This window comes from Tessaracoccus zhenghani, assembly GCF_055326325.1.
In genome coordinates this window covers 572329-584428 of sequence record NZ_JBUZNQ010000003.1, presented here as the reverse complement: position 1 = coordinate 584428, position 12100 = coordinate 572329, and the positions used below count along the sequence as shown (strand labels likewise).

At 67.8% G+C, this 12100-nt stretch carries 9 protein-coding genes and 1 tRNA gene; 7 read left to right on the top strand and 3 right to left on the bottom strand.

Annotated features, from left to right (window positions below):
* Positions 1–38 precede the first annotated feature (38 nt).
* Genes ACZK4S_RS09855 through ACZK4S_RS09845 form a run of 3 tightly spaced genes read left to right on the top strand, consistent with a single transcriptional unit; the run spans position 39 to position 4505 of the window.
* On the top strand, positions 39–1085 hold the full coding sequence (locus tag ACZK4S_RS09855; RefSeq protein WP_076063245.1) for a YlbL family protein: 1047 nt from the start codon (positions 39–41) through the stop codon (positions 1083–1085).
* Entirely contained in the window at positions 1078–1590 is a 513-nt protein-coding gene (locus tag ACZK4S_RS09850) for a PPA1309 family protein (RefSeq protein WP_233120798.1), read from the top strand. Before ACZK4S_RS09855 ends, ACZK4S_RS09850 begins: the two co-directional genes overlap by 8 nt.
* On the top strand, positions 1587–4505 hold the full coding sequence (locus ACZK4S_RS09845) for a UPF0182 family membrane protein (protein WP_459397488.1): 2919 nt from the start codon (positions 1587–1589) through the stop codon (positions 4503–4505). Before ACZK4S_RS09850 ends, ACZK4S_RS09845 begins: the two co-directional genes overlap by 4 nt.
* Here the strand turns inward: ACZK4S_RS09845 and ACZK4S_RS09840 are convergent.
* The gene (locus tag ACZK4S_RS09840) at positions 4502–5815 is read right to left on the bottom strand and encodes a M16 family metallopeptidase (RefSeq protein ID WP_463644107.1); all 1314 of its coding nucleotides are present in this window, start codon (positions 5813–5815) and stop codon (positions 4502–4504) included. The two genes, ACZK4S_RS09845 and ACZK4S_RS09840, sit on opposite strands and share 4 nt — an antisense overlap.
* Positions 5812–7086, bottom strand: a complete 1275-nt coding sequence (locus tag ACZK4S_RS09835) for a M16 family metallopeptidase (RefSeq protein ID WP_463644106.1) — start codon at positions 7084–7086, stop codon at positions 5812–5814. Before ACZK4S_RS09835 ends, ACZK4S_RS09840 begins: the two co-directional genes overlap by 4 nt.
* Positions 7087–7138: 52 nt before the next feature.
* On the opposite strand from ACZK4S_RS09835, the gene ACZK4S_RS09830 reads away from it, so the two are divergent.
* The gene (locus tag ACZK4S_RS09830) at positions 7139–8140 is read left to right on the top strand and encodes an aldo/keto reductase family protein (protein ID WP_076063234.1); all 1002 of its coding nucleotides are present in this window, start codon (positions 7139–7141) and stop codon (positions 8138–8140) included.
* Between the two features lie 89 nt (positions 8141–8229).
* On the opposite strand, the gene ACZK4S_RS09825 is transcribed toward ACZK4S_RS09830, so the two are convergent.
* Complete coding sequence (locus ACZK4S_RS09825; protein WP_463644105.1) at positions 8230–9114, bottom strand: alpha/beta hydrolase; 885 nt, start codon at positions 9112–9114, stop codon at positions 8230–8232.
* 160 nt (positions 9115–9274) lie between these two features.
* Here ACZK4S_RS09825 and ACZK4S_RS09820 point away from each other — a divergent pair.
* From ACZK4S_RS09820 to ACZK4S_RS09810, 3 genes are all read left to right on the top strand, one after another.
* Positions 9275–9348: transfer RNA gene (locus ACZK4S_RS09820), tRNA-Met, on the top strand.
* A gap of 177 nt (positions 9349–9525) precedes the next feature.
* Positions 9526–10524, top strand: coding sequence for a LacI family DNA-binding transcriptional regulator (locus ACZK4S_RS09815; RefSeq protein WP_076063230.1), 999 nt, complete (start codon positions 9526–9528; stop codon positions 10522–10524).
* Positions 10525–10590: 66 nt separating this feature from the next.
* Positions 10591–12096 (top strand): ABC transporter substrate-binding protein, encoded by a 1506-nt coding sequence (locus ACZK4S_RS09810; protein WP_463644104.1) that lies wholly within the window; start codon positions 10591–10593, stop codon positions 12094–12096.
* Positions 12097–12100: the final 4 nt, after the last annotated feature.

Below are 12100 nucleotides of genomic sequence, written 5' to 3'. Positions count from 1 at the left end.
TTGGTAGTGTGACGGCAGTCGCGCAGAAGGGAGCCGCCATGTCACGCAATGCCGTCGCCATTGTCAGTTCCCTGCTCTTCGCCGCGCTGGCAGCCCTGTTGGTGCTCACTCCGGTGCCCTACGTGGCCTGGCGGCCAGGCCAGACCGTGGACGTGCTGGGCAACACGGATTCCGGGCCGGTCATCGAAATCTCCGGGGGTCTTCCCACCTACCCGTCAGAAGGTCGCCTCCTGATGACGACGGTGTCGGCGACGAGGGTGGAGTCAACGATCAGTCTCCCCGAAGCCCTGTATGTGCACATGGCCACCGGCTCCGACGCGATTCCGCGCGAGATCTACTACCCCCCGGGCAAGACCATCGAGCAGGTGCGCGCAGAGGCCACCCTCCAGATGGACAACTCCCGCACCCTCGCCATCGTCGCTGCGCTCCGCGCTGAGGGGGTACCCGTCTCAGAGGTGCCCAGCGTCGGTGCCGTGTCGCTCACCGGCCCTGCCGCAGAGAAGCTGTTGCCTGGCGACATCATCCGCCAGGTGGACAACCAACCGGTCGAGAACATCGACGAGTTGGCGAACCTGATCGCGGGGCGCTCAGTGGGGGACACCCTCACCTTCGCCATCCTGCGCGACGGGCAGCAGCGCAATGAGACCGTCACCACCAAGCCGAACACCACCAACCCGCGCCTGCCGGATCTCGGCGTGCGCTGGGCCATCGGCTACCAGTACTCACCGACGATCACGTTCGGGATCGATGCGGCCGTGACCGGCCCCAGTGCCGGCCTCGTCTTCGCGCTGGGCATCTACGACCGCATCACCGAAGGCGACCTGCTCGGCGGCCGTGTGGTCGCCGCCACAGGATCCATCGACGCGGACGGCCGGGTGGGGCCCATCGGCGGCATCCGCGAGAAGATCACCGGCGCCGAGCGCGGTGGTGCCGAGATCTTCCTGGTCCCGGAGCGCAACTGTCAGGACATCGGGGACCTCAGGACTGAACTGACCCTGATCAAGGTGGCCACGTTCAAGGACGCGGTGGCCGCCCTGCAACTCATCAATGAAGGAAACACTGCGGAGGTGCCTACCTGTGGCTGACCGACTTATCGCCTGCCTCATGGACGTCGAAAGACACGTCTCGGGCGCCGGATGGGACCAGCCGGCGCGGCTGTTCGCGCTGGTGACCACCGGCACGCTGCTGGATGTGGAACCACATCTCCGGGGAAGGGTGCCGGACACGGCACCGGACGCGCTCACCGCCATCGAGCAGGACGAGTTCCATGCCACCGACGACCTGTTCACCAGGCTGGCGGGCATCTACTGGCCCGATACCGTCGAGGGCTGCGCCCTGGCACTCGAGCGGGCCTTCCTGCCGCCGGAGTATGAGAAGGACATCCCTGACGATCCGGATGAGGCGGCCATGTTCGTGATGAAGCACCCCGCCAAGACCGACGTGCGCGTCGTGGTGGGCGTGCTCCGCGACGGAGCCCGGCATGGGCTCGCCCGGCTCCAGGACAACCCGGAGGATCTGCTGGGCGCCGAAGACCTGGTGCCCGGACTCGCCGACGCACTGCTCGATACCTTCAGGAGTGAGGACTCGTGAGCACCGAGACACGGACCGATACCCACGCCGAGCCCCGACGAGGACCCCTCCTGTGGACGGTCCTCATCGTCGGCGGCCTGATCTTCCTCACGGTCATCGCTGCCCGCGTGGGCACCGACTACCTCTGGTTCCGAAGCATCGACTTCCAGACGGTGTTCACCACGCAGCTCGCGGCCCGCATCGGCCTGCTGCTGGTCTTCGGGCTGTTCCTGTTCGCCGTGGTGTTCTTCAGCCAGCTGATCGCCTACAAGCTGCGGCCCAAGGTCCGTCGGGCCAACCTCGATTCCGAGTTCCTGGTGCAGCTGCGCGACGCGCTGGACCGGCGTTCCAAGGCGCTGATGGCCGTCCCGGCCGGCGTCCTCGGCATCCTGGGCGGGCTCACCGCCGCGGGCGTCACGCCAACCTTCCTCGCCTGGTGGCACCGCACGCCGTTCGGCAAGGCCGACCCGTACTTCGGCATGGACGCCAGCTTCTTCGTGTTCACGCTGCCGTGGCTGCAGTTCGTCACCGGTTTTGTGCTGTTCTCCCTCATCGTGGGCGGCATCGCCGCAGCGTCCGTGCACTTCATGACGGGAGCGCTGAACACAGCGGCGTTCCGCGGGCGTGGCAACAGCCCCGCCATGGTGGGTGCCCAGCGGCACCTGTCGATCATGCTCGGCCTCGTACTGCTCGTCATCGCGGTGAACACGCTTTTGGAGCGGTACTCGCTGAGCGTGACACCGTCAACGCTCTTCACCGGTATCGGTTACACCGACGCCAACACCCGCATGCCCGTCGCCATCATCATGGCGGCGATCGCGGTCATCACGGCGCTGGCCAGCTTCTTCAACGCGTGGCGGGTGCGTTGGAGCGTGCCCGGCGCCTCGATCGCCCTGCTGATCGTCTCGGGACTCCTGCTGTCCATGGCCTACCCGTGGATGATCCAGACCTTCGAGGTGGATCCCAGCCCGCAGGACAAGGAACGTCCCTACATCGCCAACAACATCGAGGCGACGCGCTACGCCTTCGGCATCGAGAAAGTCGAGATCGAGGACTACGAGGCGACCACCAGCGCCAGCGCCGGCCAGTTGCGCCAGGATGCCGCGGCGCTGCCGGCCATCCGCCTGATCGACCCCACGGTGGTGCCGCCCACCTTCGAGCAGTTGCAGCAGGTGCGTGGCTACTACGCCTTCCCGCGCACGCTCGACGTCGACCGCTATGTGATCGATGGCAAGCCCACGGATTCCGTCGTGGCGGTGCGGGAACTCAACCTCGAATCCATCGAGGGCGGCGACACGTGGAACAACCGTCGCACTGTCTACACCCACGGCTACGGCATGGTGGCCGCCTACGGCAACCAGCGCGAAGCCAACGGCGAGCCGGTGTTCTTCTCCGGCGGCATTCCCACGATGGGCAAGCTCGAGGAGCACGAACCGCGCATCTACTTCGGTGAGCGCACGGACTACTACGTCGTCGTGGGAGCCCCTGAGGGCAGCGACCCGGTGGAGCTGGACACCCCGTCCGGTGGTGAGGGCCGCTCGGAGTCCCTGTACACCTACACCGGCTCCGGTGGTGTCCCCATCGGCAACTGGTTCACCAAGGCAGCGTTCGCGATCCGCTTCGGCGACATCAACCTGATGCTGTCGGACCGGGTCAACGAGCAGTCCCGGGTACTCCACGACCGCATCCCGGTGCAGCGCGTGCACGAGGCGGCACCCTGGTTGACCATCGACTCGGATCCGTTCCCCAGCATGGTCGACGGCCGCATGGTGTGGATCATCGACGGCTACACCACCACGGATTCGTACCCCAACGCCACCCGGCTGGACTGGACCCAGGCCATCTCGGATTCGCACACGTCGGCGGACCGCCTGCTGCTGGGGCAGCAGGTCAACTACGCCCGCAACTCCGTGAAGGCAATCGTGGATGCCTACGACGGCTCCGTGACGCTCTACGAGTGGGACGAAGAGGACCCGCTGCTGCAGACCTGGTCGAAGGCCTTCCCTGGCGCCATCACGCCGAAAGACGAGATCTCGCCGGAACTGTTGGCCCATCTGCGTTACCCGCAGGACCTGTTCAAGGCGCAGCGGGAGATCCTGGGGCGCTACCACACCACCAACCCCGGTACCTGGTACCAGCAGTCAGACGTGTGGCAGGTTCCCAACGACCCCATCCGCGGCTCGGAGTCCCGGCAGAAGCAGCCGCCGTACTTCCTCACGATCCGCTGGCCCGGCGACGATGAGCCGGTCTACTCGAACACCACGGTGTTCGTGCCCAAGGACCGGGAGAACCTGTCGGTCTACCTGGCGGTCAACTCGGATGCCGACTCTGACGACTACGGCCGCATGCGGGTGCTGAAACTCTCTGATGCGGAGCAGATCGCCGGCCCCGGCCAGACGTTCAACTTCATCTCGACCAATCCGGTGGTGGCAGAACGTCTTCTGCCGTTCAACCGCCAGGGCGCCTCGGCCACCGCCATTCACGGAAACCTGCTGACGCTGCCCTTGGGCGGCGGGCTCCTCTACGTCCAGCCCATCTACACCCAGGCCGTCACGTCAGGTTCCTACCCGGCGCTGCGCTTCATCGTGGTGCGCTTCGGTGAACACATCGGCATCGGCGACACCCTGCAGGCCGCGCTGGACCAGGTGTTCCAGGGCGACGCCGGCGCTGAAACGGGAGAGGGTGGCGCGGAGGGCGTGCCGCCCGTCGTCGAGCCCGGAGGCGAGGTCGAGGGAGAAGAGCCGACGCCGGCGCCGAGCGTCACGCCCGCCACGGGTGCCGAGGCGCGGGCCAGGCAGTTGCTGACTGAGGCGCAGGCGCTCTACGAGGGCGCCGACGTCGCACTGAAGGAAGGCAACCTGGGCGAATTCCAGGCCAAGACCAAGAGCGCCGAGGAGAAGGTCGACGAGGCGATCAAGGCGCTCGACGGGGGCTAAACCACCTGCGGCCGCAGGCCGAGTAGCTCCAGAGCGGGGACCAACTCGGCCGCGGCCCCGGTGACGGCGATCGTCAGGTGTGTGGGGTCAACGACCTCGCGGAACGCGGCCGTCGCGCCCTCGGCCGTCACGAGCTTGAGCGCCGCGAAGTGCTCATTGAGGTAGTCCGGGCCGATGCCTGAGCCTGCCAACGCGGAGCCTTGGGCGACGATGTCCGCAGAGGTTTCGTTGGCCAGCGGCGCGATCCCGACCAGGAAGTCCCGGGCATCGTCCGTCTCCGCGGCCGACAGGGGCTCACCCAGCGCCAGACCGTCGAGCATCCTTGCGACCGCGTCGCCGGCGACCTCTGTGCGCACGCTCCCGCCGACGCTGAACTGGCCCTCGTCGACGCCGGGGGAGAAGCCTCCGCGGATGCCGTAGGTGTAGCCGAGCCGCTCGCGCAGTTCGAGGTTGAGGCGGCTCGCGAAGGCTCCTGCCACGGCATGACCGGCGACGCGCAGGGACGGCCACCTGGGGTCGTTGCGCGTCACGGTGCGGCTGGCCAGCGTGACGGTGGCCTGCACGGAGTCAGGGTGGTCGACGACGACCACGGTGGGCTCCTGCAGCGGCGACGCGGGCCGGAGCCCCTGCGCCGCGGGCTGTCCCGACTGCCAGCTTCCGATGCCCTCCAGCACCTCGGCAAGGGTGACGGCACCGGCGATGACGAGGGTGGCGCCGACCTGGGAGAAGTGGCTCCGGTGCCACTGCGCCGCATCGGCGGCCGTGATGCGCTGAAGTGTCTCCGGGAGGCCGCTCGTGGGCCGGGAATCGCGGTGGGTCGGGTCGTACAGCGCTGCGCGCAGTGCGAGCCGGTTCGCGGCACCGGGCGAGGCGAGCCGCGACTCGTGGGAGGCGATCTGGGCCTCCACATGGTGGGCGACGTCGCGTTCGCTGTAGGCGGGCTGCGTCAGTACCTCGGAGAACAGTGGCAGGACGGCAGTCAGCCGCCGCGAGGGGGCCTGCCCACCGAAGGTGGTGTAGCGGTGATGCGTGCCGCCGTGGAGGGTCGCCCCCTGCGCCTCTAGCAGTTCGCCGATCCCGCCGTCGGGGTGCAGGCGGGTGCCCTCGTCAATGGCGTGCAGCGCAACGTTGGCCACGCCCTCCTTGTCGCGGGGCTCATAGGTGAGCTGGGTGGGCAGGACCACTTCGAACGTGGCCACGTGCTGGCCCGGCAGGTGGAAATGCCACACGCTGAGGCCCGAGTCCAGGCGCACGACGGTGGGGGTGGGGAAGTGCCAGGGCGTGGCGAGTTGGACGGCTGGTCTTTTCATCGGGCGTTCTCCGCACGGTAGAGGAGTGTGTGGCACGCGTCGGGCTGGAGCCATCTTGCGGCTGCGGCACGGACGTCGTCAGGCGTGAGGGCGAGGACCTCGCCGAGATACATGTTCACGTACTTCGGGGAGCCGTGCAGGAGCCACGCCTCATTGATGGCGTCGGCCCGGCCGCTCGTGGTGGCCAGATCCCACAGCCAGTCGCGCTCGAACTGCGCCACGGCGCGGGCCAGTTCCGCCTCCGTCGGTCCCTCCACCAGGAACGTGGCGAGTTCCCCGGTGACCGCGTCGGAGAGCTGCTCCAGCGACACGTCGTCTGCAGGGCGTCCCACCAACGTCGTCAGCGACGCTGCGGAGCGGTTGGTGAACATGCCGCTGTGCACCTCATAGGCGACATCGGAGCGCTTGACCAGGGCCCGGTGCAGGCGGCTGGTGGTCCCGTCGGCGAGCACCGCCAGCGCCATGTCGAGGGCGGGTACGTCGGGGTGCGCCGCGTCCGGGGTGGCCCAGGACAGGTAGCTGAGCGAGTGGGGGACCTGACGGGTCACGACGTCGGTCTGCGGCGCAACGAGACCGCCGACAGGCATCGCCCCACGGGCAGGCTTCACCAGCGCAGGGAGGTGACCGAAGTGGCGCTCCACGAGGCTCAGCCCTTCGTCGACGCCGACGGGGCCGCACAACACCAGGCGGAGGTTGCTCGCCGGGTACCAGGCGCTGAAGAACGCGGCCACGTCGCTGAGCGAGGCGGCGTCGAGATCTTCCATGGACCCGATGGTGAGGTGCCCGTACGGGTGCTCGGCCTCGAAGTGCTGAGCGGTGAGGAGTTCGAGGAGGTCGCCGTAGGGCTGGTTGTCGTAGCGCTGGCGCTTCTCCTCCTTGACCACCTGGCGCTGGGCCTCGAAGTTCTCCGGCGTGATGGCGAGCGACGCGAACCGGTCCGCCTCCAGCCAGAGGGCCAGGTCCAGGGCGCCGCGAGGGACGGTCTCGAAGTAGTTGGTGCGGTCCGACGACGTGGTGGCGTTGACGGTGCCGCCGAGGGCCTCGACGGTGGCCATGTGCTCACCGCTGGCGACGTTGGCGGAACCCTGGAACATGAGGTGCTCGAAGAGGTGGGCGAACCCGGTGCGGCCGGTGACTTCGTCGGCGGAGCCCACTTCCACCCAGATGTTGACCGCGACGCCGGGTGCCGCATCGTCCGGCGCGATGACGACCCGGAGTCCGTTGTCGAGTTCGTGTTGGCTCAGTTCGTAGTGGAGGTCCGCCTGGGTCATACCGGCGAGCCTAGCGTGCCGCCGCGGTGCTCCGGAGAGTAGGTTGTGGGCCATGAAATACCGCTATCTCGGCAATTCGGGCCTCAAGGTCACGGAGATCATCTACGGCAACTGGCTCACCCACGGCTCGCAGGTGGAGAACGACGCGGCGAGCGCGTGCGTGCGCGCCGCCCTGGACAACGGCATCACCACGTTCGACACCGCGGACACCTACGCGAACACCGTCGCGGAGCAGGTGCTGGGCGAGGCGTTGAAGGGTGAGCGCCGCGAGTCTCTGGAGATCCTGACGAAGGTCTACTGGCCGATCGGGCCCAAGGGCGCCAACGACGCAGGCCTCTCCCGCAAGCACATCATGGAAGGCATCGACGGCTCGTTGAAGCGGCTCCAGATGGACTACGTGGACGTCTACCAGGCGCACCGCTTCGATGTGGAGACACCGCTCGAGGAGACGATGGTTGCTTTCGGCGACATCGTGCGCCAGGGCAAAGCGCTCTACATCGGCGTGTCCGAATGGCGCGGTGAGCAGATACTGGAGGCTGCCAGGTACGCCAGGGAGTTGCGCATTCCGCTCGTGTCGAACCAGCCGCAGTACAGCATGCTGTGGCGGGTCATCGAAGACGAGGTGATCCCGGCCTCGCAGGAGGCGGGTCTGTCACAGATCGTGTGGTCCCCGGTCGCCCAGGGCGTCCTGACCGGCAAGTACCTGCCCGGCCAGGGTGCGCCGGAGGGTTCGCGTGCCACCGACGCCAAGGGCGGCCAACAGATGATCAGCCGGTGGATGCAGGACGACCTGCTCGCCGCGGTCCAGGACCTCCGCCCCATCGCCGAAGAGGTGGACCTGACCATGGCCCAGCTCGCCGTGGCATGGGTGCTGCAGAACGAGAACGTGGCGGCGGCGATCATCGGTGCCTCGCGCCCGGAGCAGGTGGCCGAGAACGTCAAGGCCAGCGGCGTCGAACTACCCGCTGACGTCATGTCCCGGATCGACGCAGTCCTCGGTGGCTTCGTCCAGCGGGATCCGGCGAAGACCCAGCCGCTTCCGCAGCGCCCCTGACCCCGGGGGCCGGTGCCCCTGCAGTTCCTGGAGCCGTCCCGCCGAATTCCTTCGGCGGGATGGCTTCACGGCGTGGTGTGATCAGCGGCTCAGCTGTTGAGCCAACGCTGCAAGAAGTCGTCGACCAGCGCGATGTAGCCGGGCCGGTCGGAGAAGTAGCCGCCGCAGTGGTACGCACCTTCAAAGGTCACCAGTTCGACGGCGTCGCGCCCTGCCGCGTCCCTCAGGTCCAGCGCGTGCCGGTAGGGGATGACCTCGTCCCTGGTGCCGTGCAGCAGCAGGATCGGCCGGGGCGGAAGCTCGGCCATGGCGTCGATGGGGCGCACGTCGTGCAACCTGTAGCCGTGCAGCACCCGGTTGGCGAGAGCCACCAGCGGCACGAACGGCGCGGCAGGGACCCTGTGGCCCCGGAAGGCCTGGGCCACCACGTCCGTCAGCGTGGCGAAGGGGGAGTCCAGCACCAGAGCCCCGACGCGGGAATCCTTGGCGGCCGCGAGGATGGCGGTGGCAGCACCCCCGGAGAAGCCCACGACGGCCAGCCGGGCGTCCGGACGGCGTGCCGCTGCATGGTCCAGGGCCGCGAGCAGGTCGCGTTGCTCGTGGAACGCCAGCGAAAGAGCGCCGTCGCCGGAGTCGCTGGAGCCCCGGAAATCGAAGAGCAGCACGCTGTGGCCCCGGCGCACCAGGCCCGGCCCGATGCCGAGCAGGTCTGACTTGTTGCCCCGGTGCCCGTGGGCGATGACGACGACGCTGCGCGACCCCGGCACGTCGAACCACCAGCCGGCGATCCGCACCCCGTCGTCGGCGGTGAAGGTGACGTTGTCGGCTTGCAGCCCCACCTCGAACGGTGTGAAGCCGTAGGGCGGCCACTCGCGCCTCGGCCCGTTCAGGGACCGTGCACCGAAAACTCCGAGAGCGGTCCCAGCCAGGCCGATGCCCGCTGCCACCCAGCCCGCGTTCCGCAACCATTTCATGAGTCCATTCATACCCGCACAGCGCCCGCCCAGCACATCTCGCCCAGGCGGCGTTGCCGGTGTCAGGGGTGACACGAACCACCCCAGAACCCATGCCCCAACTCGAACACCGACCTCGATTTGTGTTCTGGGAAGGGCTTCCGTATAGTTATCGAAGCGACGCGGGGTGGAGCAGCTCGGTAGCTCGCTGGGCTCATAACCCAGAGGTCACAGGTTCAAATCCTGTCCCCGCTACTACCGGAAGACTCCCGGCCAGGTATCTGGCCGGGAGTCTTTTCATGTCCGAACCGCACCGCCGACGATGTGGGATCCCTACTCAACCAGTCGGACGCTGAAGCCTTGGCCGCGTCGCTTGACCCGCGCGTCTTTGCAGAGCACGATTGCTGCAACTTGAACGATCCAGGGGGTTAGATGAACAAGCCGACGCTTGCGAGCCTGGCCGCCGAGCTGAACCTGTCACGGCAGACGGTTTCCAACGTTCTCAACTTCCCAGACAGGGTGCGCCCGGAGACGCGGGCAAGGGTCCAGGAGGCGATCGAACGCTCCGGGTACCGTCCGTCGGCCGCGGCCCGCGCGCTGCGCAACCAGCGGGCCATGTCGCTGGGCCTCAGGTTGAGCAACCCGCGCAACGGCATCAGCGGATCCATCATGGACGCCTTCACCCACTCACTCGTCGAACGGGCCGATCAGAGCGGCTACCGGGTCGTGCTGTTCCCGGCCCGCACCAACGACGAGGAGGTGGACAAGCTCGTCGAGCTGCGCCGCACGCTGGCCATCGACGCCTGCATCCTCACCGACACCTGGCTCGACGACCGTCGTCCGGAACAACTGATGGAGGCCGGCGTGCCTTTCGCGGCCTTCGGCAGGCCCTGGGGCGCGCCCGATCACGGCCGTTGGGCAGATGTCGACGGCCGCGCCGGCGCAGCCGAGGCGGCCGCCCACCTGCGCAGCCAGGGGCACGAGCGCATCGGGTATCTGGGCTGGTCCGACGGCTCCCCGGTGGGCAAGGACCGGCGTGCCGGCTGGGCTGAGGCCCTTGGGCTCACGCCCGAAGCGGAGCACGAACTGGCCGTCGAGGTGGAGGACACCGTCGACGACGGTGCAGCCGGCATGAAGGAACTGCTGGCCAGGGGGGCGACCGCGGTCGTCTGTGCCTCGGACACCCTCTCGCTGGGCGCGTTCACCGTGCTGCGCCGACGCGGGGAATCCGGCCGGTGGATCATCGGTTTCGACAACACCCCGGTGGCGCGTGAACTCGGCATCTCCAGCATGGTGCAACCAGTGGAAGAAGTGGCGGCGACGGTGCTGGACATGGTGCTGGCGCAGATCGCAGACCCCGGGGTGGACCTCACGGGCGTCACCATCCCCCCGGTCCTGATCGCCCGCGACGGCTCTGGAGCGATCGGGTGAGCACGCACCGAAAACCTACTGGTTACACTGATGACGCTTTAGACAGACCCTCGAAGGGAACCCCTCATGCGCCGTAGCAGCCTGTCGGTGGCCGTCATCCTGGCCCTCGTGGCGTCGGTGGTGCTGAGCGCCTGCGCCCGCCCAGACCCTGCCCCCGAGACAGCCGAGTCGACGCTCAACATCGGCGTCACCACCCGGCCGGACGGCCTCGACCCGATCACCGTGGCCGGTGCCGGCACGCCATTCGTGCTGCTGTACAACGTCTACGAGACGCTGGTGAAGGTGGACTCGGACGGCAACATCAAGCCGCTGCTGGCCAACGAGTGGCGGATCTCCGAAGACTCGCTCGTGTACACCTTCACGCTGGAGTCCGGTGCCCAGTTCGCCTCCGGTGCTGCGCTGGACGCGGAAGCGGTCGTGGCCAACTTCGAGCGCAACCGCGGCGACACCGCCACGGCGCAGATCCGGGACAAGTGGGGACCTGTCGACACCATCGAGGCCATCGACGAGTCCACCGTCGAGATCACGCTGAAGCAGCCGTCGCATGCCTGGCTGTACGACCTGAGCGGCCCGATGGGGATCGTGGCCGATCCCGCAGGCTTCGGCACCATCAACACCGTGCCCGTGGGCTCCGGCCCCTATGTCTTCGACGCGTGGGAAGAGGGCTCCTACATCCAGCTCAAGCCCAACACGAACTACTGGGGCACCCCGGGCCGCTTCTCCGACGTGTACTTCCGCTACTACTCGGACCCCAACGCCATGAACGCGGCGATGCTCTCGGGACAGCTCGACATCATCTCGAACCTGACCGTGCCCCAGTCGATCGAGCAGTTCCGCGACGAGTCGCGCTACACCATCCATGAGGGCACCACCACGGGCGAGGTGGTGCTCGGCTTCAACCACGGATCCGAACCGCTGAAGGACCTCAAGGTCCGCCAGGCCATCAACCACGCCATCGACCGCGAGGCCCTCGTCGAAGCGGTCTGGGCGGGCATGGGCCCGCTGATCGGCTCGCACGTGCCGCCCACAGATCCCTGGTACGAGGATCTCTCGCAGGCCTACCCGTTCGACCCGGCCAAGGCGCGCGAACTGCTCAAGGAAGCGGGACACGAGACCGGACTCACGCTGCGCCTGCGCGTCCCGGTGCTGCCCTACGCGCCGCCTTCGGCCCGGTTCATCGCCGAACAGCTCAAGGCCGTGGGCATCGACGTCGTGGTGGAGGAACTCGAATGGGGCCGCTGGCTCGAGCAGGTCTACGGCAACCACGACTACGACATGACGATCGTGGCCCACGTGGAACCGCGCGACATGACGGCGTTCTCGTTCGAGGGCAACTACTGGGCCTACAACAACCCCGAGTACAACGAGCTGTTGAAGGAGGCCGACGCCTCACTCACCCCGGAGGAGCAGACCGAGAAGCTGAAGGAAGCCGCCCGTCTCCTGTCCGACGACGCGGCCGCCGACTGGCTGTTCCTGCTGCCCAGCATCATCATCACCACACCCGACATCTCGGGCGTCCAGGTCAACCAGATCTCTCTGTCGTTCGACCTGACGATGCTCGCCAGGGGCTGATCGG